Genomic DNA, 24,224 nt, shown 5'->3' on the forward strand with positions numbered 1-24,224 from the left:
GGCCATAGCCTAGCTAATAAATACTTCTACGCGTGGTCTCGCATTCGCGAGCGGCTGGTTTACCTCCCCGGCGGTCTGGTCCTGCTTTACGGATTCTGGCTGTCGCTGACCGCTTGATTCTTTCAAATCTTCTGGAACACCAGACAGATTCTCAAGCCACCTAAGTCTGCACTACTAAATTTCAGCTCGATATTGTAGGACTCGACAATATCGCCTACCACCGCGAGTCCGATTCCCTGCCCCTCAGTGGCCTCGTCAAGACGCGTGCCTCGATTCAGTATCTGTTGAATTGCATCCGCGGCCAGACCGTCGCCATCATCCTCAATGGTCAGTGTCATCGACCTGTCATCGCCCGCCCTGACGTCGATAGAGATTCTTTTGTGGCCATACTTGAAGGCGTTATCCAGCAAATTGCCGACAACCTCGAGGCAATCTCCTTCATCCATACGCAGTAGTGCTTGTGCGGGCAGCCTGCGATCGACAACGATTCCTTTCTCCTGGTAAACCTTCTCCAGCGCGGACAGAAGCTTATCGATAATGACAATCAGATCGATCGGCTTGCTGATGCGAATATCGGAGGTGCCCGTCGTTTTTTGCAGCTGGTACGAAACAATTTGATTCATGCGTTCGGTTTGTTCCCGCAGGGTTTCGATTTGTGCCTGCTCGATTGCTTCCTGATCGCTCAAACCGGTCAATACCGCGAGTGGAGTTTTCAGACTATGGGCGAGATCATCCATCGCATTGCGATAACGCTGGCGCTGGTATTGTTCTCGTTTGAGCAGGATATTCAGATTTTCGGTCAGCGGTGCTATCTCGTCGGGATACTCCTGCTCGAATCCTGACTGTTTTTGATCTTCAATCGCTTTTACCTCAAGACCGATTTTCTGCAGCGGTATCAAACTCCAGCGGGTTACCAGGTACATCACCAGCAGCAACAGCAGTGTGGTAATAATCAGCCATGCCCATAGTGTTTGCCGAAATCGATTCAACTGTTCGAAATATCCGACCGCGTTACGCCAGACGACAACCTCATATCGCTGTAACTTGTTTTTGGCATCCGGCCACTGCAGTGAAAATCCAAGGCGAAAATACGGCGTTGCAAGATGCTCGACTGTTTGAAAATCCCATTCCCCGGGATCGATCCCACCGATTGCCGGAAAACTGACAGTGATCGATTCAGAGCGCCAGATCTCGCGTTTATACCGATTGTATAAAAGCGCGTACAGGCCCGAATTTCGAATAACCAGGCTCGGCTCGAACAAACGATCTTCAGAAACGGTAATACTTCGACCGAGGCTATCTTGATCAACCGCGGCCAGCAGGCTGTAGATCAGCAGCTGCAGCCCGTCCTCTTCCGCCTGCAGCGCCCGTTTTACCACGGCGCGCTCCAGCGCTATCGCGGTCAGTACCATGAAAACCACCAGCACTACCATCGACACCAGTGTCAACCTGGACTTGATCGATTTCACGTGTGCCTAATTTTACTCCGCCCGCTGCAGTGTGAAACGGTAACCCCGACCACGCAGTGTTTCGATCGGCTTCAGATTCTCGTCGGGATCGAGCTTTTGTCGTAACCGTCGAATAAAAACCTCGATGACATTGCTGTCATTATCTGATTCATCATCATACAGGTGTTCGGTCAGTACCGTTTTTGAGATCACTTCACCGGCATGCAGCATCAGGTACTCAAGCACTTTATACTCGTAAGCGGTTAAATCCAGCTCGCGATCATCGATGTAGATGCGTTGAGACGCGGTATCGAGGCTAACCGGGGAGCAAACAATACGCGAATCCGACCACCCGGACGCTCGCCTGATCAGTACGCGGATACGCGCCATCATTTCTTCGTGATGAAAAGGCTTTACCAGGTAGTCATCTGCGCCCGCATCCAGTCCCTCCACCTTATCCTGCCACCGGCCCCTGGCGGTCAGAATCAGGATGGGAATTTTATTACCCTGGTCACGGATCTGGTTAATTACTTCGAGTCCTGACATTTCAGGCAATCCCAGGTCGATAATGGCGACATCCGCTGGGTATTCCTGAACCAGGTAAAGACCATCGGCGCCATTATCAGCACTGTCGACAGCAAATCCCTCGGTTTTCAATCGGGCAACGATTTGCTGCTGGATATCTAAATCGTCTTCTATGACTATCGCTCGCATCGGATTTCTCGCCTATCGCTTGATAAATATTAGATCACAGGCGCAAACTGAATGCGCATTTTTATCCGCTTGCCGGGATCATATGGCATCTCGACATGGTATAGCTTGCCACGATAACGGTAGGTGACGTCGTAACCGTCCCTGACTTCCTCGTAGCTTACCTGGTGCTGGGTTTTACAGCGCTCCTCGTAACCGACAACGGTGCTGCTGTGCTGTTGTGCGTGCCCGTTGACCGCATCGTGTCCGATCTGGGCACCGATGATGGTTCCTACCGCGGTTGCGACCTTGTTGCCCCTGCCCTTGCCAAATTGATGCCCGACTATACCACCCAGCAAACCACCGGCGAGCATACCGCCAGCAGATTTCGGGTAATGATTCTCGGTGTGGTATACCGGTTCTTCCCAGCACTCGCGTACCGGCTTGGATACCTGTACTTCACGGTATATCGGACGTACATCGACCACCTTGGCATATTCAAAGAGATCATGTCGCGGGCTATTACCATACTGCTTCTGTCCATGATTTTTATGACCAGCACCGGCCGTACCGGCAACTACCAGTAGCGCAACTGCAAACGTGGTTTTAAGTGTTTTCATGACCGTCTCCTGCCTGTTTAAAGATAAATGGCAATATAGGCGGAACTAACTGAATCGATGCTTAACGGGTGTTACAATCCGCCGGGTTGTTAAATATTTCCTTCCACAGGCTTCCCGGCGCTGCCTGGGATGACGGACTGATCAGTCCCGGCGTAGTTTGTCGCTGAGCGCGATCGGAGTGGGGTAACGCGCCACGACGTAGTATGACGAGAATACGAAACTGGCCAGGGTTGCAATCTGGATCAGGTAGGAAACTTCTGTACGGATGATGGCAAGCTCGGTCGCCATCACCGCAATCAGCAGCGAAAATTCACTCATTTGCCCGAGCCGCATGGCGACTTCAGTCGACCTGTTGGGATCCTCCTGATTCACACGCATCAGCAGCCGATAAAGCGCCGGCTTGACAGCAATTGCAATCAGGCTCAACCCGAGTGCCTGTAGCCATATATCGGGCAAAACCTCGAGGTTGAAACCGGCACCGAGGGCGACAAAGAAAATAATCAGAAAGAAGTCACGCAAAGGCCTGAGATTTTCCGAAATAAACAGTGCAATCGGGCTGCGAGCGATCGTTACCCCCGCAATAAACGCGCCGATTTCGTATGAAAGCCCGATTTGTTCGGCGACCTCGGCGACACCCAGGCACCAGCCCACCGCGAGCAGAAAGATGTATTCCTGGATACGATCAAAACGCCCAATCAATTTAGACAGCAGGTAACGTTCCAGCAGGTAACAGGCCAATACCAGCACAGGGAAAGCAAGCACAGGTTTGCTCATCTCGTACCAGCCGAACTCCGCGCTGGTGCTGCCCTCCAGCAACAGCAGCAGAAAAATCGCTATGATATCCTGCAACAACAGAATACTGATGATGACCTCGCCGGTATGCTGATGGTGCAGTACCGTGGTCGGAATAAGTTTCAAACCGATTATCGTGCTCGAGAACATCAACGCGGCACCGACGATCAGGGCCTCGGTACTGGTATAGCCAAACGCCAGGCTATAGCCATAACCCAGCAGCAGTAAAACTAACGAACTGGCCCCGGTAATAATCGTAGTTTTTCCGGCCAGCCTGATCAATTCCTGCGGATGCAGGTTCAGGCCCAGCAGGAACAACAGGAAGATAATACCGACATTGGCAATGTTCTGAATCAGGTCAACATCGGAAATCAGGTGCACACCCCATGGTCCGATCACGATTCCCAAACCAATGTAGGCGATGATCAGCGACTGGCGAATCGCCAGTGCCAGTGTCGCCAGCAGTGCAGCCCCGCAAAATACCAGGAACAAAATGTAAACGATCGAAGTATCGTCCATAACCGCAGAAGATTAACACGACATCGCCGGTTTGTTTCCACCCTTTTGCGCGTGAACTAGGCGCACCATGACCTGTGCTTGATTTTTGGAAGCAATGGCATAAGCTTGTCGGCTGTTTGGGTTCCAGCACCTCGTATGCTCGCTTTAGAAATCTCCAATCTCCACAAGACTTACGCCAGCGGTTTGCAGGCCCTCAAGGGCATCGACCTGCAGGTTGAAAAAGGCGATTTCTTTGCATTGCTGGGACCTAATGGTGCCGGAAAATCGACCTGCATCGGCATTATTTCGGGCCTCGTCAACAAAACCAGGGGTAGCGTCAAAATATTTGGTCACTCCATCGACGAGGAATTTATCCTCGCCAAGTCACTGCTGGGTTCAGTACCGCAGGAGTTTAATTTCAATACCTTCGAACCGGTCGAGGAAATTGTCATCAACCAGGCGGGTTACTACGGCGTACCGGCACGCATCGCGCGCCAGCAGACCGAATATTACTTAAAGCTGCTTGGACTCTGGCAGCATCGCCGATCGCAGGCTCGACACCTGTCGGGAGGCATGAAGCGTCGCCTGATGATTGCGCGCGCGCTGGTACACAAGCCGCAGCTTTTTATCCTCGACGAACCGACTGCCGGCGTGGACATCGAGTTACGGCGCTCGATGTGGGATTTCCTCGAGCAAATCAACGACCAGGGCACCACGATAATCCTGACCACGCACTACCTTGAGGAAGCGGAGCGCATGTGCCGTAACATTGCCATCATTGACGAGGGCGATATTATCCAGAACACCAGTATGAAACTGCTGCTGAAACAGTTAAACAGCGAAACCTTTGTGCTGTATCTACGTGACGACCTGGAGCAGTTACCGCAGTTGCCAAGCTTTGACAACATTACCCGGCTCGATCATCACAGTATCGAAGTTGAAGTGCCGGAAAATCTCTCGATCTCCGATTTGACGCGCGAGCTCGAAGCACAAAGTATTGTCGTTGAGCGCATGCGCAACAAGGTAAACCGGCTCGAGGAATTGTTCGTCAAGCTGACCTCCAAGACCGACCAGGCCGGCGCCGCCTGATGTTGCGCCAGTTCTGGATTGCCTACCTGACCATTACCCGCAAGGAAATCCTGCGTTTCACCCGTATCTGGGTGCAAACGATTATCCCGCCAGTGGTAATGGTAGCGCTGTATTTCATTATTTTCGGTAACCTGATCGGGCAGCGCATCGGCGAAATGGACGGTATGCTTTACGTTGATTTCATCATGCCGGGGCTGGTAATGATGTCGATTATTACCAACTCGTATACCAATGTCGTCTCATCGTTTTACGGCGCCAAGTACTCGAGACATATCGAAGAAATGCAGATTGCACCGGTGCCCGACCTGATTATTCTGCTTGGATTCATGACCGGTGGTGTGGCGCGCGGGATCAGTGTTGGCATCGCAGTCACGCTGGTATCCCTGCTGTTTACCGATTTCAGCGTTCACAACCCCCTCATCGTTCTGTTGGTTGCGCTGCTGACTTCCTGTTTGTTTGCCCTTGCCGGATTGATTAACGCGATTTTTGCCAACAGCTTTGACGACATCACGATCATCCCAACTTTCGTGCTAACCCCGTTGACTTACCTCGGCGGGATTTTTTACTCGATCAAGCTGCTACCCGAATTCTGGCAACAGGTTTCACTGGGTAACCCGATTCTCTACATGGTTAACAGTTTTCGCTACGGCTTTCGCGGCAGCAGCGATATCGACCTGTTAACCGCAATAATCGTCATCCTGTTTTTCATCGCGGTGCTGTTTACCGTCTGCCTGACCCTGCTATCCCGTGGCACCGGCATTCGCCAGTGATGGAACTGGTCGATATTGGAGTAAACCTGACCAACAAGAGCCTGCTGGGGGACCTGGACGCAGTGATGAAACGCGCCCGGGATGCCGGTGTCACACAGATGGTTGTGACCGGCACGTCGATCGACGCAAGCCGGCAGACGATCGACCTATGTAATCGTTACCCGGATCGCCTGGTATCGACCTGCGGCGTCCATCCCCACCACGCCAGCGAATGGGAAGATATTAGTTCTGACCTGCTAAAGTCCATGGCACAACAGGACTGCGTGCGCGCTATTGGAGAAACCGGTCTCGATTTCAATCGCAACTATTCGCCGCGTCCAGCCCAGGAAATCGCGTTCCAGCGCCAAATGGAGCTTGCTGTCGCCCTGCAGATGCCATTGTTCTGCCACCAGCGAGATGCGCATGAACGCTTCGTCGAAATGCTGCGCGAATTTCGCGACGATCTGAGCCGGATTGTCGTTCATTGCTTTACCGATACGCGCGAGGCCCTGATGGACTATCTCGATCTCGACTGCTATATCGGCATCACCGGCTGGATCTGCGACGAACGCCGCGGACTGGAACTGCAAAAACTGGTACGAATGATCCCCGATGACCGGCTGTTGCTGGAAACAGACGCACCTTATCTGCTACCCCGAAATCTTGATCCGAAACCCTCGAGTCGCACCAACGAACCCGCCTATTTACCGCATATTCTCCGGAATGTGGCCGTTCACCAGGGCAAATCTGCGGAACATCTAGCCCGGCAGACCCTGCACAACAGCCAGGTATTCTTCGGGCTTTAATCCGGGCTGCAGTGGCCGCTGCAAGGCCTTGTTCCTGCTATATCGACAGGTGACAAAATGCCGGTATTTAGCCCAAAAACTAGTTACAACTGCCGTTTTCCGTTCTAAACTTAAGTTTAAACCTAACGGTTTAAACTATGAATGATCAGGTAAAAATCAATTTCTTCGCCTCTACCCCGGAGCCCTGTAGCTACCTGGATAATCGAAAATCCGTTAGTGCCTTCGCCAATCCCCATATGGACATGGACATGAAAACCTATAACGAGTTGATTCAACACGGTTTTCGTCGATCCGGAGGCTATATTTATCGACCCCACTGCCCGAGTTGCCAGGAATGTGTTTCGGTGCGGGTACCGGTAAGGAATCATGCTTACTCGCGCAACGAACAGCGCGTGATCAAGCGTAATGCAGATCTCAAAATCACGATTGTCCCCGGACGTTTCCGCGATGAACATTTTGACCTGTATCGACGCTACATCAACAGCCGACATAACGACGGCAGTATGGCCAATCCCAGTAAATCCGATTATCACCGGTTTTTGATCTGCGATTGGACCGATACGTTATTTTTCGAGTACCGACTCAACCGTATACTCATCGCAGTGGCCGTTTGCGACGTCACCGACAGCGGATTATCCGCCGTTTATACCTTTTTCGACCAGGATCACGCCGACCGCAGCCCCGGTCATTTCGCGATCCTGACCCAGATCCTGGAAACACGCCTGCGCGACCTCGATTACCTGTATCTCGGATACTGGATTCGCGAATGCACTAAAATGAGTTATAAGCGTCGTTACAAACCGCTCGAAGCCTACCTTGGCGATCAATGGGTAGCGCTAGACAAGTCGTCTTAGTTTCTCCCAGTCAAATGCTTCACCGGGATCGGTTTTACGTCCGGGAGATATATCACTGTGCCCCGTAATTGCGTCTTTCTCGATCCCGGGGTATTCAGCTCGCAGGCTTGCGATCAGATTGGCGAGACTCTGGTACTGTTCCTCGGTATAGGGCTGATCGTCACAACCCTCAAGCTCGATGCCGATCGAAAAGTCGTTGCAGACCGTTTCACCCAGCCATTCTGACTCGCCGGCGTGCCAGGCACGATCCAGGAATGACACGAACTGTACAATACTGCCATCTCGTTCGATCAGGCAGTGAGCTGAGACCTTCATTTCACATATCGAATCGAGGTATTCGTGCACACCGACCTTCAGATTATTACAAAAGAATTCCTGGATATGGCCACCACCGTATTCCCCGGGCGGTAAACTGATGCCATGCACGACGATCAATTTTATTTTGGCATCGTCAGGCCTGGCGTCAAAATTGGGAGACTGAATAACTACCGTCGACTGCAGCCAGCCTGCGCTATTAATTAAAAGTTTTTCCATACACGATTTTGCCGGAGCTCGGAATTTTACCCGCCAACGGGGGCAAGATAGTTTACTTGACTTGAACCTGCAAGATTTCCATAAGCCACAACTGGATCAGTGTGCGGACTGTCATACCGCGGCTTAACCGTGGTATCCAGCGATATACGAAATGTTCCGGAAGCTCTGGATCCCGTCGGTCCGACGCATCGGGTTAAACCGCGGGATGACAGCTTTCTATTAGCGGGATGACAGCTTGCTGCGGGGTTGTGGCTTCCTAGTGCGCGAGAATCTGGCTCAGGAACAGCTTGGTGCGCTCGTGCTGCGGATTATCGAAGAACTCGTGTGGGTTGTTTTCTTCGATGATCTGGCCTTCATCCATGAAGATGACGCGGTTGGCAACCGTCTTGGCAAATCCCATTTCGTGGGTGACACACAACATCGTCATCCCTTCCATGGCGAGTTCGACCATGACGTCGAGCACCTCTTTTATCATTTCCGGATCGAGCGCCGAGGTCGGCTCATCAAACAGCATGATTTTTGGGTTCATGCACAGCGAACGCGCGATCGCAACCCGTTGCTGCTGGCCGCCCGACAATTGACCAGGAAACTTGTCAGCCTGTTCGGGTATTTTTACGCGGGTCAAATATTTCATCGCCGTCTCTTCGGCTTCCTTGCGCGGGATTTGCTTGACCCAGATTGGTGCCAGCGCACAATTCTCCATGACCGTCAGGTGCGGAAACAAATTGAAGTGCTGGAAACACATGCCGACTTCGCGACGAATCGCGTCGATATTTTTCAGGTCGTTGGTCAGCTCGACATTTTCGACAATAATGTCTCCCTGCTGGTGTTCCTCGAGCCGGTTGATGCAACGAATCAGGGTGGATTTTCCGGAACCCGAGGGTCCGCAGATGACGATTCTTTCACCCCGGTTAACTTCCAGGTTGACATCCTTGAGCACGTGAAAAGAACCATACCACTTGTGCATGTCACGTATCTTAATGACTACCTCGTCGGATATTTCCAGCTGTGTGGCTTCTGGTTGACTACTCATAATTATGTACCCTGGTTAACTTTTAATGTCCGGTATAGAGCTTCTTTTCTAGATAAAGTGAGTATCGCGCCATTGAGAAGCAGGATACAAAGAAAAAGATCGCGACGAACACGTAAACTTCCGTCGACAGGCCCTGCCACTTGGTATCGGCCAGCGATGCACGTCCCATGCCGAGCGGATCGAACAGGCCGATGATAATGACAAGCGTCGTATCTTTATACAGGCCGATAAAGGTATTCACGATCCCGGGAATCGAAATCTTCAACGCCTGGGGTAAGATAATCAAACGCATCGACTGCCAGTACTTCAATCCCATCGAGTCGGCGGCTTCGATCTGCCCTTTGGGTAATGCCTGTAAACCGCCCCTGATAACTTCGGCAATATAGGCCGCCGAAAACAGGGTCACCATGATCAGTACGCGTAACAGCAGGTCGAAGGTCGTACCCGGCGGCAGGAAATAATTCAGCATGGTCGAGGCGACAAACAGCAGCGTGATCAGAGGTACACCGCGGATGAACTCGATAAACGCGACGCAGACCATGCGCAGCGCCGGCATGTGGGATTGCCGCCCGAGCGCGAGAGCGATGCCCAATGGCAGTGAACCGACGATACCGGTGACACCGATAACCAGCGTCAGCATGAAACCGCCGAACTTGTCGGTTGGCACCGGTTCCAGGCCCATACCGCCCAGCAACAGCCAGCCTATGATGAAGGGTGCAGCTAATGAGAACCATAATCCCGGCTTGCGAAAAGGGACATGGTCAAACAGCACCGGGATCAGCGCGGCCAGCATCAGGATAAACGACAGGTTGATCCGCCAGCGCAATTCTTCGGGATAAAATCCGTAAACAAAAATTTGGAAACGTTTGCCGATAAAAGCCCAGCAGGCGCCCATTTCGTGTCCAGCCGCCTTGGCGATGGCACGACAATCATCGCGCGAGTCCGCGGAGAATACCGCATCGAGGATAATCCAGTTCAGCATCGGCGGAATGATGAGGTACAGGAAATATATCGTCAGCACCGTAATGACGATGTTGGTTGTCGATGAAAACAGGTTGTGGCGAATCCAGCCAATAATGCCGACTTCGGTGACGGGAGGTGGCAGTTCCGGATGTTCGCCCGCCGCGTAGGATTGTTCAGTACTCATCTTAGCGCTCCACCAGTTTCATGCGTTTGTTATACCAGTTCATAAACGCAGAAATGATTAAGGAAAAGGCCAGGTACAGGGCCAGCACGATGGTCATGCATTCCATTTCGCGTCCCGTCTGGTTCAAAGATATCCCGCCGATAGTCGCCACGATATCCATGTACCCGATTGCGATTGCAAGCGACGAGTTCTTGGTGATATTCAAATACTGGCTCGAAAGCGGCGGGATAATGACGCGCAACGCCTGCGGAATGATAACCAGTTGCATGGTGCGGCTGGGCTTGATGCCGAGCGCGAACGCGGCCTCGGTCTGGCCATGACTGATGGCCTGGATTCCGGCTCGCACGATTTCCGCGATAAAGGCCGCGGTATAAAGCGATAGCGCTATCCACAGGGCCACGAACTCGGGTCTCAATACCAGCCCACCCTTGAAGTTAAAACCTTTGAGTTCGGGATATTCCAGGTTTACTGGCAGACCGGCGAGAAAAAACACGATGATCGGGAACAGTATAATGGCGCCAAGGCTTATCAGGAGAACGGGGTAAATTTTACCGGTCGCGTCCTGGACTTTCTTGGCATAACCTTTAAACCAGATAGTGAAGCCGATGCCGATTATGAAGGCAATCAATACCGCCCACATCGCCGGCTCAAACAGGGGTTTAGGTAAATAAAAACCGCGGTTGGTTAAAAACAATGTGCCATCGAAGGCCATCATTGCATTTTTTGGAATTGGTAAAGTATTCACGACGATACCGTGAACCAGTAAAATATGGAGTAACACCGGCACGTTACGCACGTACTCGATGTAAACGTAAACGACCCGGTTGATCAGCCAGTTACTGGACAGGCGTAACACGCCGAGCAGGAATCCGACGATGGTCGAGAGAATAATTCCGGCTACCGCCACCAGCAGGGTGTTGATAATGCCGACGATGGCAGCGCGCCAGTGCGGACTGCGAGAATTGTATTCGATCAGGGTTTGATTGATATCGTAGTTTGACGCATCCCACAGGAAATTAAAGCTATATCCTTTACCGATGGTTTCGAGGTTGGTGATCGCATTGCTGACTATGAAAAAGAAAAAGGCGAGTATCAAGGCCATCGTAATGACCTGTATCGTGACTGAACGCAGCTCTTTGTCGAAAAACAGGCGATAAAAAAGTGAGGTATTGCTGGATGTATTCGCTGTCGTCATTTTCCGTTAGCCCCCGAAAATTCAGTCATGTCGTAACACCATGATCAAAGTGAGGCGGCGGCCTCGAAAGACCGCCGCTTCATTACTGCTATTTAACGCACCGGTGGTGAATACAGGATTCCACCATTGGTCCACTGCGCGTTCAAACCGCGAGCAAGACCGAGAGCAGTATTGACACCAATGTTGCGCTCAAAAATTTCACCGTAGTTACCTACCGCGGAAATAGCGCGTACGGCCCATTGCTTGTCAAGTCCGATCATCGCACCAAAATCACCCTCGGTACCGGCAATACGGTTGATATCCGGATTATTACCAGCCTTACTGGCATGACCCTTGACGTTGGCCTGGGTAATTCCCGCTTCCTCGGCCGCGATCAGAACATTCAACACCCAACGGGCAACATCGGCCCATTGATCATCGCCCTGGCGAACGGCTGGTCCCAGCGGTTCCTTGGAAATAATTTCCGGCAGAATGATGTGTGCATTGGGATTATCGAAAGTACTACGAGTAGCCGCCAGACCCGATGCGTCAGTAGTGTATACGTCGCAACGACCGGCGAGGTAATTTACCTGCCCTTCTTCGTTGGTTTCGATCGCTACCGGCTCGTAGTTCATGTTGTTGGCACGAAAGAAGTCAGCGAGGTTCAACTCGGTGGTAGTACCAGTCTGGATGCAGACTGAAGCACCATCCAGTTCCTTGGCCGAGGTTACACCAAGCGCCTTCGGCACCATGAATCCCTGGCCGTCGTAATAATTGACTCCGAGGAAGGTCAGCTTAAGGTCCGCGTCACGGCTCATGGTAATGGTGGTGTTTCGATACAACAAATCACCTTCGCCCGAGTTCAGCACGGTAAAACGGGTTTTACCAGTAGTCGGCACAAACTTCACCTTGTTACCATCGCCGAGTACAGCAGCGGCGGTAGCACGACAAAAGTCAACGTCAAAACCTGCCCAACGACCTGCGTCATCGGGTGCGGCAAATCCGGCAACACCGGTTGTTACCACGCAGTTCAGTTCACCACGGGCCTGTACATCTTGTAGCGTACCCGCAGTAGCAGCACCCGAAGTTGAGGCAAGCGCCACGGCGGCAGATACAGCCAGCGTTTTAAAAAGTTTCATTGGTCACTCTCTCCAATTGTTATTACTTTGAAATGAAGCATCATCGCGATCTTCCGGGCTTTTCCTACCCTATAGTTTTAACCTCGATGACAGATTAAGGAGTTCTTTTAAACTGCTCCGTAACGGAAAAGTAACATAACCGAGGCTTACAGCCAAGATATTGATTTAGATGCCTGATTTGACGAGGTTTTCAGAATTGCTATTGCGTCCGGTCCCCGGATACCAGTATAAGTCCATCTGATGATCCGAAATCTGAGAAATTCCGATGCTGTATCGGTGCTGGAAATCTACCGCCAGGGGCTTGATACCGGCGAAGCATCGTTCGAGACCGAGGCACCCGACTGGCAGTCCTGGCAGGGGAAATATCTGCCTCATTCACGCCTTGTCTGGGAGCAAGATGGCCAATTGCGGGGGTGGGCGGCCCTGGCGCCGGTGTCGGACCGGGATTGCTACCGCGGCGTCGCCGAGGTCAGCGTATACGTTGCAACTGATCTTGTCGGCCAGGGCATCGGCAACAAGCTGATGGCGGCACTGATCGAGGAATCCGAGCGCAACGGGATCTGGAGCTTGTATTCATCGATCTTTCCGGAAAACCAGGCAACATTAAAACTGCACCTGCGACATGGATTCCGGGAAGTCGGGATTCGCGAGCGCATCGCGCAACGCGACGGTCGCTGGCGCAACACGCTGATCCTGGAGCGTCGCTCTGACAAGGTAGGCGTTTAACCTGGATAAAACGGAGTTATTTCCACGTTAGCGGCTCCCCAGCGCACGCTGGGTTAACCTATCGGAATCTACAGGCGCGCCATTGTTTCAAGATCCCCGCATTCGCGGGGATGACCCGGTCACTAAATGCGCAATCATTTTGTGAAAGGGTCAGTTGACCTGGATTTCGGGGGTGGACTGGTCCTGATCGGCACGGCCGATTTCATCCAGTGGCACCAGGTCGCCTAACAAGTAGCCCTGGGCATAGTCAATACCAATCGATTTTAGTTTCTCGATGGTTGTATCTGCTTCGACGCTTTCGGCGATTGTCCGGATATCCAGTAAATGCGCGATCGAGTTGATCGACTCGACCATCGTACAGTCGACTTCATCGCCACAAATGTCACGAATCAGGTGGCCGTCAATTTTAACGAAATCAAGCTGTAAATCCTTGAGCGCGGCAAAACTGGCCAGCCCGCTGCCAAAATTATCGAGCGCGAAACTGCAACCGATGGCCTGTAAGCCTTTAATCAGGCGACTCGCGCTTGCGAGATTGTGGCTCAGCGCGGTTTCGGAAATCTCGAAGCAAACTTGTTGCGGTTTGACCACCGTTTTTTCAAACATCAGCAGGATATAATCGAGTAGCGCGTCGTCGGCTATGGATGGCGCCGACAAGTTCAAACTCAGCACCAGGCCGGGATTCTGCATGAAAATGTGCGCATAAGTTTCGAACACCCGGCCAATAACCCAGTGATCAATCTGCGCCAACAGGCCAAAGCGGGCGGCAGCCGGCAGGAATGCGCCGGGGGTAATGACGTTGTTGGCCTCGTCAAGCATGCGCAGCAGCAGCTCGGCCCGGGTATGTAAGCGGTTTTGCCCTGAATCGAGCGCAATAATCGGCTGGTATAACAATATGAACCGCTCGCTCGCAAGCGCATCCTGGATATCCTTACGTTGCAATTTTTCACCGGGACCGATGAGCATCCCCGAATCGGCAGTGCTGTAAATATGGTATCGCCCCCGGCCTTTATCCTTGGCGACGTAACAGGCCTGGTCGGCATCGTGCATGAGTTGCTTGCGGCCGGTCGATTCGGCGTTTATCGGGACGATACCGATGCTAACACCAACCTGGTAAGTCTTTTGATCCCAGGTAAACCGGTATTCCCGCACGACGCTAATCAGCATATCGGCTACTTTACTGGCCTCGGTTAGCGGGCAGTTCTCCAGTAATACACTGAATTCGTCACCGCCGAGCCGACCCAGCGTGTCACGGCCGCGCAGCTGACCCGAGAGGAGCGAGGATATCTGCTTCAGCAATTCGTCACCGGCAACATGCCCGGCGGTATCGTTGACAATTTTAAACTGGTCGAGATCAAGAAATAACAGCGCGTGCGTATTCTCGAAATCCTTGGCCGACAGCAGGGATTGTTCCAGCCTTTCTTCAAACTCGGTGCGGTTCACTAGCCCGGTCAATGGGTCGTGGGTCGCCTGGTGCACAATCATTTTTTGAGCACGACGTGAGTCGGTGACATCTTTAAAGACCAGCACGACGCCAATGCTATTGCCCTGCGCATCGACCATCGGCGCCGCGGTACCCTGAATCGAGTAGCGTTCACCGCTACGCGATATCAGGACATTATCGGTTTTCGGAGCAATCACTCTTTTCTCGGACAGGCAATGCTGCGCGGGATCAGGAATCACCTTGCCGCTCTGCTCGTCTTCGAGATGCAGCACCGCTTCCATCGATAATCCCATCGCCTGGTGGTAGCGCCAACCGGTCAGGGCCTCGGCTACCGGATTCATATAGTCGATACAACCCTTGCCATCGGTGGTAATGACACCGTCGCCGATCGAGTGCAGGGTTACCTGCGCACGCTCCTTTTCCATCAATGTTTCGCCAAGCGCAAGCTTTCGTTCCAGCTCGGCCGCAGCTCGTGCGGCGAACAACTTGATCACGTGTATGTCGCTTTTTTTCGGGTGCAGCGTGCTGCGACTAATGCCGACCAGCACACCGATGGGTCGCCCGGAGGAATCCTGCAGCTTCAACGCGAAAACTCCGGAGGTGTTGAAACGCTCTCGCAGGAAAACAGCGTTGGGAAACAGTTCGCTGGCCGAATTTTCAAGGTACCAGAAACTCCCGCTCTCGGCGCAGGGGCTGTTCTGCAGCGAAATGGAGTGATTCATGATGTAACCGCCGTCACACCAGTAAGACAGGCTCTGATAGTTTTGCTGCTCTGCATCGACACTCGCGGCGAGGAATACCGCGTCTACCGACAGGAATTGGGAGAGTTCTCGAACCAGGGCGTAAAAATAGGTTTCACCGGTGGTACCAACCGTGGCCTCGATCAGGCTATACAGCCGATCCTTGCGACCTTCCTGCAGCCGACGGGCCCGCATTCCGGCAAATCCCTTTAACAGGTACCACGCCAGAACCGCGCCGAGCAGCGCGGAGATCGCAGTTACCAAAACAATTTCGACCATGTATTAATCGGCCTGAACAGGAGTTAACAATGAGTATAGGCAAGAATCCGGAATATTGGGTTTCGGGCCCGATTTATTCGCTTGCATCGCCTTCGGCCTTTGCCTAACCTACGGCGATTCTCCACATTACAGATGTCAATCCCGTTATGGCGAGCAAAAAAAAAGCATCACCTAGATCAAATCCCCGTCAATACTCGTCGCTGGTCGTCGACGGTGTCGACCGCGCACCCAGTCGCTCGATGCTGCGTGCGGTTGGCTTTGACGACGCCGACTTCAAGAAACCGCAGGTTGGTATCGCCTCAACCTGGAGCATGGTGACGCCCTGCAACATGCACATCGATCAGCTTGCGCTAAAGTCCGCCGAAGGCGCCAACTCGGCTGGCGGCAAGGCAGTGGTTTTCAATACCATCACCATTTCCGACGGCATTTCGATGGGTAGCGAGGGGATGAAGTATTCACTGGTGTCGCGCGAGGTTATTGCCGATTCCATCGAAGCGGTTACCGGCTGCCAGGGTTTCGATGCGCTGGTAACGATCGGCGGCTGCGACAAAAATATGCCCGGCTGCATGATGGGCATGGCGCGTCTCAATCGCCCCTCGGTATTTGTCTACGGCGGCACCATCTTACCGGGTTGTCACAAGGGCAAAAACACTGACATCGTGTCGGTATTTGAAGCGGTTGGTGCGCAGGCACAGCACAAGATTACCAAAAAAGAGCTCAAGGAAATCGAATGCACCGCGATCCCGGGCCCCGGTTCCTGCGGCGGCATGTATACCGCGAACACGATGGCCTCGGCGATCGAGGCCATGGGTATGAGCCTGCCGAACAGCTCCGCACAGGCGGCGATTTCGAAAGACAAGACGCAGGATTGTATCGAAGCAGGTAAAGCCGCGATGGCACTGCTCAAGGCCAACATCCGGCCCAGCGACATCATGACACGCAAGGCGTTCGAAAACGCGATAACGGTAGTTATAGCCCTTGGAGGCTCAACCAACGCGGTGCTGCACTTGCTCGCAATGGCCTCGTCAATCGGGGTCAGACTCAAGCTGGATGATTTCACGCGCATCGGCAAGCGCGTGCCGGTACTCGCCGACCTGCGCCCCAGTGGCAAGGCGATGATGTCTGAATTGATCGCCATCGGCGGCATCCAGCCGTTGATGAAAATGCTGCTCGACGCTGGCTTACTGCATGGCGACTGCCTGACCGTCACCGGCAAGACGCTGGCGCAGAACCTGGCCGGTGTAAAACCCTATCCCAAAAGCCAGGATATCGTGCACGCGCTCAACGACCCGATTAAGAAAGACAGCCACCTGGTCATCCTGCACGGCAACCTCGCGCCCGAGGGTTCGGTGGCGAAGATTTCGGGTAAGGAAGGACTCCACTTTACCGGCAAGGCGCGAATTTTTTCTTCCGAGGAACAGGCGCTCAAGAAGATTCTCGACGGTACCGTTAAAAAAGGGGACGTTATCGTAGTGCGCTACGAGGGTCCGAAGGGTGGTCCGGGCATGCGCGAAATGCTGTCACCAACCTCGGCCATCATGGGTAAGGGTCTCGGCAAGGACGTTGCTTTTCTGACCGACGGTCGTTTCTCCGGCGGCTCGCACGGCTTCGTGGTAGGACACGTTACTCCCGAAGCCGCGGTCGGCGGGCCCATCGCTTTGCTCAAGAACGGCGATATCATCACCATCGATGCCGAGAAGCGCGAAGTCAATGTCAAGTTGAGTGCGGCCGAGCTCAGGCGCCGGGCAAATGCCTGGAAACCGCCCAGACCGCGCTACAGGCGTGGTGTGCTGGCGAAGTACGCGCGTCTCGTCAGTTCCGCTTCCACAGGCGCCGTAACCGACCTGCCGCAGGATTGAGGCTTACGGCATGTCCCAGGCGTTTCCTGCCGCGCGCGACATGATTGCAGCCTTGATCGCAACCCCGTCCGTGAGTTGCGTGCACGAGGACCTGGATACCAGTAACCGCGGTGTTATCGATCAGGTGGCTGAATGGAGCGAATGTCTCGGATTCGAGACCGAAATCCAGAACGTCAGCGATGGCAAGTACAACCTGGTGGCGCGTGCCGGCAGCGGCAGCGACGGCCTTGTGCTGTCAGGCCACACCGACACGGTGCCCTGTGATCCATTGCTGTGGACCAGCGACCCGTTCCAGGCACGAGAGGCAGACGATCGGATTTACGGGCTCGGTAGTTGCGATATGAAAAGTTTTCTTGCGCTGGCGCTCGAGGCCAGCAGCAGGGTTAACTTCAAGCACCTCAAACGTCCCCTCACCCTGGTGGCAACCGCCGACGAGGAAACCACGATGCACGGCGCAAAGCTGATTGCCGATAACGGTAAAAAACTCGGGCGCTTTTGTGTCATCGGTGAGCCCACGGGCCTGTCCCCGATTCGCCAGCACAAGGGCAACCTGACGATGTCGGTCGAATTCCTGGGTCAGTCCGGGCACGCGAGTGATCCGGGGCTTGGCAACAATGCGCTCGACGGCATGCACCAGTTCATGACCGCGCTGTACGCATACCGCGACAAGATCCAGCAGCAATACAATGATCCTGCGTTTACGATTCCAACCCCGACCATGAATCTCGGGCATATACACGGTGGCGATAACTCGAACCGGATCTGCGGTGCCTGCACGCTGCTGATCGATATACGCTTTTTACCCGCGATGTCGTTCGCAACGCTGCAGGCAGACCTGGAGGGACTTGCCGCCGAGGTTGCCGAGGCACGGGGTTTAGGTGTTAACACCCAGATCTTCGGCGCCGGCCTGCCCGCGATGGACACCCCCGAGGCCAGCGAAATCGCACAATACCTGACCCATATCACCGGCAAAAAAACCGGCAGCGTGGCTTTCGGCACCGAGGCGCCCTACTACAACTCGATGCAAACCGAAACCATCGTTATCGGGCCCGGATCCATCAACCAGGCACACCAGCCCGATGAATTCCTGCCGCTCGCGCACATCGATCCAACCATAATAATGCTCGAGGACCTGATCGACCGTTTTTGCATGTCGTGACGATCCTGGCCGATCAGAATATCCCCTGTGTCGAGGATGCATTTCGCGATCTCGGCGAGGTCGCGCTCATGCCCGGACGAGACATCAGGCGTGAGCATCTTACCGACTGCCAGTGCCTGATTGTCCGAACGGTGACCCGCGTCGATGCCGATTTATTGAACGGCACCCCGGTCGAATTTGTCGGCACCGCAACCATCGGCACCGATCACATTGACCTCGACTATCTTGCAGAAGCCGAAATTGGCTGCAGTAACGCGGCGGGCTGCAATGCCGAGGCTGCCTCCGAATACGTCATCAGCGGGCTGTTTGCGCTGGCACAGCGTAAGGATTTCGACCCGTTCAATTTGAAGGCGGGGATCGTCGGTTTCGGCAACGTCGGCTCGCGACTCCATCAGAAACTTACTGCACTAGGTATCGCATGCCTGGTTTGTGATCCTCCGCTGCAGGAAGCCGGTACTTCGCGCCAGAATTTCGTCGACCTCGATACCATTCTGCAAAAATGTAATTTCGTCACGCTGCATGTACCGTTAACCCGTGGAGGTCGCCATCCGACCTATCACCTGCTCGATGCCGGGCGCCTGCAGCAGCTCTCGAAAGGCTGTCTGCTGATCAACGCCGCCCGCGGCGAAGTGGTCGATAACCGGGCGTTACTCGACTTGTTGAACAAACGTGACGATTTACTCGTTTTTCTCGATACCTGGGAACATGAACCCGACCTTTCACTTGAATTGCTGCAGCGGGTCGACCTCGCGACGCCGCATATCGCGGGTTATAGCATCGAAGGCCGCCTGCGCGGCACGCAGATGGTGCTCGACGCGGCCTGCGAACATTTTGAGCGTAAGTCCAGCTGGAATATGTCGCAGCAGCTTCCTGCGGACAAAGTCCTCGAGCTAGCGCCCACGGACCCGGTTACAGCAGCCTGGCATAACCTGTTCCAGCAGCACTTCGATATCTGGCGTGATCACGAAGCTTTGATATCTGGGAGTGACCTGGATCCGAGATCGTTTGCCGTGCATTTCGACGCGCTGCGCCGGGTCTATCCCGATCGGCTGGAATACGAGCGCTTTATCGTGCAGCTGAGTGATACGAACCTACCGGTTCGGGCAATACAACAGCTGGGTTTTCAAATCGGGACTTGAGTCTGACACCAGCAATTAGGGACGCAACTGCACCACGTTGTCGGGAGATGCCAGAAGCTGCTGCGGATTGCGAATCATCTTCTCCAGCTCGACTGCATCGACCGGCTTGCTCAGCAGGTAGCCCTGAACCTGGTCTACCGCGTACTCGCGCAGGAGCTCTAATTGCTCGTTATCTTCAACCCCTTCAGCAACGATTTTCATATTCATCGATTGCGCCATTGAGACGAGCGTCTGCACAATCTTCTGATCGTTCTCGTCGGTACACAAATCCTTAACGAATACGCGATCGATCTTGAGGGTGTCGATCGGCAGGTTTTTCAGATAGCTCAGCGACGAGTAGCCGGTGCCAAAATCATCGATAGCGATGGTAATGCCCCGCGAGTGCAGCCGTTCCAGCGATTCGATTGCTTTGCGCACGTTTTCCATGAGCAGGGTTTCGGTAATTTCGATCTCAAACAGCAACGGCGGTACCTTGAATTCATCCAGGCAGCCCAGGATCCGTTCCACGATATCCGCCTGAATCAGCTGCACGCTCGACAAGTTGATCGCAATCCTGCAGTTCTGAATTCCCTGATCGATCCAGCGACGCAACTGCTGACAGGCTTCCCGAATAACCCAGTCGCCGATCGGCACGATCAGGCCGCGCTGCTCGGCAAATTCGATAAATTCATAGGGCGAAACCACACCGCGCTCGGGATGGTTCCAGCGAATCAGGGCCTCGACACCGACGATCTTCTGCTGCCCGATGTCCAGCTTGGGCTGGTAATGTAGCATCCATTCCTCGTTTTCGACCGCGCGGCGCAGGTCGACCTCAAGTTCGACATGTTTGACCGAAAGCTGCTGCACCTGCTGATCGTAGAACTGGTAACCGATGTCCGACTTGTGCTTCTTGCTGTATTGCTTCGCGCTCATCGCCTTGTTGAGCAGGCCTTCGACCGTGTCCGAATCGGTCGGGTAGAGACTGACCCCGACGTGACTGGTCAGGTAAATGGTATTTCCCTCGATTTCCACCGGCTGGTTGATAATTTCGAGGATTCGATTGACGGCCCAGGTGGCGCCTTCCTTTTTCTGGAGATCGGTTAACAGCACGGCAAATTCATCACCGGGGAAACGTGAAACGCTCAGTCGCGATACGCCGTCGGTCTTACGCACAATCGAGTTCAAACGATATGCGACCTGCTTGAGCAACTCATCACCACCGGACCGCCCGAGGGTCGCGTTGATCTGGCTGAACATTTCAATATCGATGATCAACACCGCGGCGAGCTGGTCATGCCGGAAACCGCGCTCGATCGCCTGGTGGATTCGATCATAAAATAATATCTGGTTGGGCAACCCGGTCAGGCCGTCGTAGCTTTTACTGAACTCGAGTTCGGACGAGAATTGCGTTGCCATATCTTCGAGTTCGGCGATACGACTCTGAAGTTTCTCGACGTCCGGCCCGGTCTGAGAAACTTGCATTATCGTTCCATCGCCAGGTTCCGTTTTATCCTCCATGGTCGCCATCGAGGCCCAGCTGACCACGCGGTTACGCCCTGATTGCTTGGCGGCATAAAGTGCCTCATCGGCGAGATGATTCAGGTTGCCCGGACTGGTTGGATTATCGTGCATATTGGCGATACCGAGACTGGCGGTGACGCGCGGACCGTTTTCGTAACGCTTGGTCGATTCGTCTTTTACGCGCAAACGGATACGCTCGGCAACCTTTATGGCCACATCCATCGGCATGCCCGGCAGCACCAGGCAAAATTCTTCACCACCGTAACGTGCAACCAGGTCATCCTTGCGCGTGTTCGCTTTCAGAATTTCGGCGAGCATCTTGATTACCTCGTCACCGGTAGCATGCCCGAAGTTATCGTTGACCTGCTTGAAGTGATCGAGATCGACCATGATGCAACAGAGCTCGGAACCATCCTCCAGCGAGGCCTTAAAAATCAATTCGAACTGTTCTGAAAACGCACGCCGATTCAGGCAGCCGGTGAGCGAATCCCGCGTCGCCAGGTAGGTCAGTTCCTTGTTCTGTTCGTTTACCTGCGCCTGGGTTTTCTCGAGACGCTTTACCATGCTCTGCAGTTCGACATTACGCTCCTCGATTTCAGTAATGTCATCGAGCGTGATGAGCACGCCCTGCGCCTTGCCTTCGGGGCTCAGGATGGGTGAGGCATTGATCGCGAACTTGATGGTTTTGCCGTCTTCGGACTTCAGATTAAACTGGGCGCCGATGCTCGCCTTGCCAGTCTTGAGCACGTCGAGCCAGGGTAACTCAGTGCCGGATTTCTGTTTCGAAACGCGTTCCCAGTTCAGCTCCGATGCCTTGTTACCGAGCATTGAAAAAGAATCACGACCTATTTTGTCGCTGAAGGCCTTGTTGGTGAGCAGAATTTGCTCTTCCTCATCGACGATCATGACACCCTCGGAGAGCGTATCAAACGCCGCATTGACTCTTTCTGGAATCACCGCGGAGGGATCGAGTTGGCGCAGCGTTCTGAGCATGAATGCGAGGTAAACGAAGAACCCGATCAGCAGGCAGAAAACGAGCAACTTGAAAATCCCCTTGTCGACAAAACCCAGCAAAGATTCACTTTTTAGCGCTTCGAAACGTAATTCAACGTTGCCCCAGGGCTCGCCACCGCGCAGCAAGGGCACCAGTACATGAGAGGGCGTTGATTTGTCGCCCTTAAATCCTTGCCAGAGCCGGTCATGACTGGGTGACTTATAAACAACTTGTCCTGAATCTCGGCGGATACCGGTCGACAGGATGTCGGGATTGCGCTTGGCGACCAGGGTCAGGAGACGTTCCAGCTTTTTTATATCTTGCTTCGGATCGAGCAACGCAAACTGGATTGCCAGCGATTCGCTAATCTGCTTGCGTGCCTTCAGTTCGAGCTTATCTTCGTCCGGCGTAAACCCGAACATTTCCGCACCGAGCAGGATACAGGAAGTCAGTAGCACCAGCGCAAAACTGATGCGCATGGCCGGAAAAATTAACCCCAGGGATTTGCGTAATTTATTCATCGATAAATCTTGATCCCACCCTGGAGGCAACGGTATGAATTAACCTGTTCATTACCGTTAATCGCCATTCTCGGAGAACATGTTGTCCACTTTCCTGGCATGCTCTCTGATTTGCGTTTTCTCATCATCATCGTCATCGGGCTCGACATCTTCCTTGTCTTCCCTCGCCTTTAGTATCGGCAGCGGATCGAAACGGTTGAGTAATGGCACCGTGGACATGAAACTCGCCAGCAGCGCCCCGCCGCGTAAAACCCAGCTCACGATACCCACGGTGAGACCCGCAGTTGAACCCACAAAGACCTTTACATCGACATCATCAGCGTTCTGCTGTGCCACCTCCAGGTCCATACCGAGATGCATGCTGTCGATTCGTTCGAGCAGTTCGAGCTCGTATTGCTCGTTGAGCGCTTCATCATCGCTCACCTGCAAGGTCAGCGTATCGATGCTCAGATTCTGCGCCTTCAGTGCCTGCACCTGTGGTTGTTCCGGGAGCTTTGCAGGCTGCTTATCGATTACCGGATAATCGACCGGTTCGCTATCTGAGTCGTTCGCTTGCGCAAAGCCTGAATCCTGTTCCGGGTCCGGCGACCTGATACCCTGCGGAACTTGAACAATTTCTTCCAGTATCTGATCATCACCGGTTCCAACCTGCTCTTCTTCAACTTCGTCTGGCGGCTCGTCGGCGGGAGGCTCTTCTTCAGGTGGCGGCTCCTGCGGGGGAGGCGGCGCAGGTGGCGCTTCCGCTGACCCATTAATAATAATCTCCACGTCATGCGTACTGCCATCGGCCGTGGTTACGGTCAGAATTTCGGTCATTGATTCTCCGGCCTGTAACGCCTGAATTTCTGCGTTACTGTTATCAGCGCTATAGCTCCAGTTACCCGACGCGTCGATCGTCAAATTACCGAAGTTGCCCTGGATGGTCTGGGCAACAAAATTAGACTCCCCAATATCGGGATCTTCGATCGTCAAGGCACCTGCGACCGACAGTTTACCGGTAGAGTCGACTCGATCCTCGGTTACCACGCCGGTATCGGTGCCGCCAATGATCGGAGCAGAGTTGACATCGTTCACGGTGATGGTGAAGGTCTCGCTATCGATCAGGTTGCCGGTGCCACTATCCGTGACCGTAATGGTTACCGAGGGCGTGGAGCCGCCCTGACCTTCGGTTGGGGTCCAGGAGAACGCACCAGTGTTGGCATCGATCGTCATGCCCGCGGCCAAGGAGGCCCCATCCAGACTAAAGGTCAACGTATCGACCGGCAGATCGGCATCCGTTGCCGTTGCCGTAAA

The 24,224-nt window shown here is 53.7% G+C and carries 20 protein-coding genes; 8 read left to right on the top strand and 12 right to left on the bottom strand.

Annotation, left to right across the window (positions count from 1 at the left end):
- Positions 1-122 precede the first annotated feature (122 nt).
- The 4 genes from OES20_06540 to OES20_06555 all read right to left on the bottom strand — a co-directional run bounded on the left by OES20_06540 (position 123) and on the right by OES20_06555 (position 4,069).
- Complete coding sequence (locus tag OES20_06540) at positions 123-1,469, bottom strand: ATP-binding protein (protein ID MDH3634347.1); 1,347 nt, start codon at positions 1,467-1,469, stop codon at positions 123-125.
- Between the two features lie 12 nt (positions 1,470-1,481).
- Entirely contained in the window at positions 1,482-2,162 is a 681-nt protein-coding gene (locus OES20_06545; GenBank protein MDH3634348.1) for a response regulator transcription factor, read from the bottom strand.
- Positions 2,163-2,191: 29 nt separating this feature from the next.
- Entirely contained in the window at positions 2,192-2,758 is a 567-nt protein-coding gene (locus OES20_06550; protein MDH3634349.1) for a glycine zipper 2TM domain-containing protein, read from the bottom strand.
- Positions 2,759-2,899: 141 nt separating this feature from the next.
- Positions 2,900-4,069: a cation:proton antiporter gene (locus OES20_06555; GenBank protein ID MDH3634350.1), complete on the bottom strand. Its 1,170-nt coding sequence runs from the start codon at positions 4,067-4,069 to the stop codon at positions 2,900-2,902.
- Between the two features lie 135 nt (positions 4,070-4,204).
- On the opposite strand from OES20_06555, the gene OES20_06560 reads away from it, so the two are divergent.
- From OES20_06560 to OES20_06575, 4 genes are all read left to right on the top strand, one after another.
- Complete coding sequence (locus OES20_06560) at positions 4,205-5,137, top strand: ABC transporter ATP-binding protein (protein ID MDH3634351.1); 933 nt, start codon at positions 4,205-4,207, stop codon at positions 5,135-5,137.
- Entirely contained in the window at positions 5,137-5,907 is a 771-nt protein-coding gene (locus tag OES20_06565) for an ABC transporter permease (GenBank protein MDH3634352.1), read from the top strand. The genes OES20_06560 and OES20_06565 overlap by 1 nt, the downstream gene beginning before the upstream one ends.
- On the top strand, positions 5,907-6,692 hold the full coding sequence (locus OES20_06570; protein ID MDH3634353.1) for a TatD family hydrolase: 786 nt from the start codon (positions 5,907-5,909) through the stop codon (positions 6,690-6,692). The genes OES20_06565 and OES20_06570 overlap by 1 nt, the downstream gene beginning before the upstream one ends.
- A 137-nt stretch (positions 6,693-6,829) precedes the next feature.
- Positions 6,830-7,546, top strand: a complete 717-nt coding sequence (locus OES20_06575; protein ID MDH3634354.1) for an arginyltransferase — start codon at positions 6,830-6,832, stop codon at positions 7,544-7,546.
- On the opposite strand, the gene ampD is transcribed toward OES20_06575, so the two are convergent.
- The 5 genes from ampD to OES20_06600 form a co-directional block, all read right to left on the bottom strand.
- A complete protein-coding gene (gene ampD / locus OES20_06580) occupies positions 7,529-8,080 on the bottom strand; it encodes a 1,6-anhydro-N-acetylmuramyl-L-alanine amidase AmpD (protein ID MDH3634355.1) in 552 nt (183 codons plus the stop codon). The two genes, OES20_06575 and ampD, sit on opposite strands and share 18 nt — an antisense overlap.
- 256 nt (positions 8,081-8,336) lie before the next feature.
- Complete coding sequence (locus OES20_06585) at positions 8,337-9,113, bottom strand: amino acid ABC transporter ATP-binding protein (protein ID MDH3634356.1); 777 nt, start codon at positions 9,111-9,113, stop codon at positions 8,337-8,339.
- A 22-nt stretch (positions 9,114-9,135) separates the two neighbouring features.
- Positions 9,136-10,260 carry an amino acid ABC transporter permease gene (locus OES20_06590; protein ID MDH3634357.1) on the bottom strand — a complete coding sequence of 375 codons (1,125 nt, stop codon included), beginning with the start codon at positions 10,258-10,260 and terminating at the stop codon, positions 9,136-9,138.
- 1 nt (position 10,261) lies between these two features.
- Entirely contained in the window at positions 10,262-11,455 is a 1,194-nt protein-coding gene (locus tag OES20_06595) for an ABC transporter permease subunit (GenBank protein MDH3634358.1), read from the bottom strand.
- A 92-nt stretch (positions 11,456-11,547) separates the two neighbouring features.
- On the bottom strand, positions 11,548-12,573 hold the full coding sequence (locus tag OES20_06600; GenBank protein MDH3634359.1) for an amino acid ABC transporter substrate-binding protein: 1,026 nt from the start codon (positions 12,571-12,573) through the stop codon (positions 11,548-11,550).
- Between the two features lie 240 nt (positions 12,574-12,813).
- Here OES20_06600 and OES20_06605 point away from each other — a divergent pair, with 240 nt between their 5' ends.
- Positions 12,814-13,299 carry a GNAT family N-acetyltransferase gene (locus OES20_06605; GenBank protein ID MDH3634360.1) on the top strand — a complete coding sequence of 162 codons (486 nt, stop codon included), beginning with the start codon at positions 12,814-12,816 and terminating at the stop codon, positions 13,297-13,299.
- A gap of 150 nt (positions 13,300-13,449) precedes the next feature.
- Here the strand turns inward: OES20_06605 and OES20_06610 are convergent, their stop codons facing one another.
- Positions 13,450-15,759 (bottom strand): EAL domain-containing protein, encoded by a 2,310-nt coding sequence (locus tag OES20_06610; GenBank protein MDH3634361.1) that lies wholly within the window; start codon positions 15,757-15,759, stop codon positions 13,450-13,452.
- A 146-nt stretch (positions 15,760-15,905) separates the two neighbouring features.
- Between OES20_06610 and ilvD the strand changes: the two genes are divergently transcribed.
- The 3 genes from ilvD to OES20_06625 are packed head-to-tail and all read left to right on the top strand — an operon-like array spanning position 15,906 to position 19,916.
- On the top strand, positions 15,906-17,618 hold the full coding sequence (ilvD, locus tag OES20_06615; protein ID MDH3634362.1) for a dihydroxy-acid dehydratase: 1,713 nt from the start codon (positions 15,906-15,908) through the stop codon (positions 17,616-17,618).
- A 10-nt stretch (positions 17,619-17,628) separates the two neighbouring features.
- Entirely contained in the window at positions 17,629-18,777 is a 1,149-nt protein-coding gene (argE, locus tag OES20_06620; GenBank protein MDH3634363.1) for an acetylornithine deacetylase, read from the top strand.
- Complete coding sequence (locus OES20_06625; protein ID MDH3634364.1) at positions 18,774-19,916, top strand: 4-phosphoerythronate dehydrogenase; 1,143 nt, start codon at positions 18,774-18,776, stop codon at positions 19,914-19,916. Before argE ends, OES20_06625 begins: the two co-directional genes overlap by 4 nt.
- A gap of 15 nt (positions 19,917-19,931) precedes the next feature.
- Here OES20_06625 and OES20_06630 read toward each other — a convergent pair whose 3' ends face one another.
- Together OES20_06630 and OES20_06635 are read right to left on the bottom strand one after the other, a co-directional pair.
- Positions 19,932-22,931, bottom strand: a complete 3,000-nt coding sequence (locus tag OES20_06630; GenBank protein ID MDH3634365.1) for a diguanylate cyclase — start codon at positions 22,929-22,931, stop codon at positions 19,932-19,934.
- 57 nt (positions 22,932-22,988) lie between these two features.
- Positions 22,989-24,224 (bottom strand): VCBS domain-containing protein (locus tag OES20_06635; protein MDH3634366.1); only part of this gene is annotated, 1,236 nt, incomplete at its 5' end.

The sequence above is a fragment of the Gammaproteobacteria bacterium genome (genome assembly GCA_029862005.1).
Lineage (GTDB): Bacteria > Pseudomonadota > Gammaproteobacteria.

Excerpts from the sequence above, each read along its gene's own strand:
- OES20_06545 (MDH3634348.1), bottom strand. The coding sequence starts at position 2,162 with ATGCGAGCGATAGTCATAGAAGACGATTTAGATATCCAGCAGCAAATC.
- OES20_06550 (MDH3634349.1), bottom strand. The coding sequence starts at position 2,758 with ATGAAAACACTTAAAACCACGTTTGCAGTTGCGCTACTGGTAGTTGCC.
- OES20_06555 (MDH3634350.1), bottom strand. The coding sequence starts at position 4,069 with ATGGACGATACTTCGATCGTTTACATTTTGTTCCTGGTATTTTGCGGG.
- OES20_06560 (MDH3634351.1), top strand. The coding sequence starts at position 4,205 with ATGCTCGCTTTAGAAATCTCCAATCTCCACAAGACTTACGCCAGCGGT.
- OES20_06565 (MDH3634352.1), top strand. The coding sequence starts at position 5,137 with ATGTTGCGCCAGTTCTGGATTGCCTACCTGACCATTACCCGCAAGGAA.
- OES20_06570 (MDH3634353.1), top strand. The coding sequence starts at position 5,907 with ATGGAACTGGTCGATATTGGAGTAAACCTGACCAACAAGAGCCTGCTG.
- OES20_06575 (MDH3634354.1), top strand. The coding sequence starts at position 6,830 with ATGAATGATCAGGTAAAAATCAATTTCTTCGCCTCTACCCCGGAGCCC.
- ampD (MDH3634355.1), bottom strand. The coding sequence starts at position 8,080 with ATGGAAAAACTTTTAATTAATAGCGCAGGCTGGCTGCAGTCGACGGTA.
- OES20_06585 (MDH3634356.1), bottom strand. The coding sequence starts at position 9,113 with ATGAGTAGTCAACCAGAAGCCACACAGCTGGAAATATCCGACGAGGTA.
- OES20_06590 (MDH3634357.1), bottom strand. The coding sequence starts at position 10,260 with ATGAGTACTGAACAATCCTACGCGGCGGGCGAACATCCGGAACTGCCA.
- OES20_06595 (MDH3634358.1), bottom strand. The coding sequence starts at position 11,455 with ATGACGACAGCGAATACATCCAGCAATACCTCACTTTTTTATCGCCTG.
- OES20_06600 (MDH3634359.1), bottom strand. The coding sequence starts at position 12,573 with ATGAAACTTTTTAAAACGCTGGCTGTATCTGCCGCCGTGGCGCTTGCC.
- OES20_06605 (MDH3634360.1), top strand. The coding sequence starts at position 12,814 with ATGATCCGAAATCTGAGAAATTCCGATGCTGTATCGGTGCTGGAAATC.
- OES20_06610 (MDH3634361.1), bottom strand. The coding sequence starts at position 15,759 with ATGGTCGAAATTGTTTTGGTAACTGCGATCTCCGCGCTGCTCGGCGCG.
- ilvD (MDH3634362.1), top strand. The coding sequence starts at position 15,906 with ATGGCGAGCAAAAAAAAAGCATCACCTAGATCAAATCCCCGTCAATAC.
- argE (MDH3634363.1), top strand. The coding sequence starts at position 17,629 with ATGTCCCAGGCGTTTCCTGCCGCGCGCGACATGATTGCAGCCTTGATC.
- OES20_06630 (MDH3634365.1), bottom strand. The coding sequence starts at position 22,931 with ATGAATAAATTACGCAAATCCCTGGGGTTAATTTTTCCGGCCATGCGC.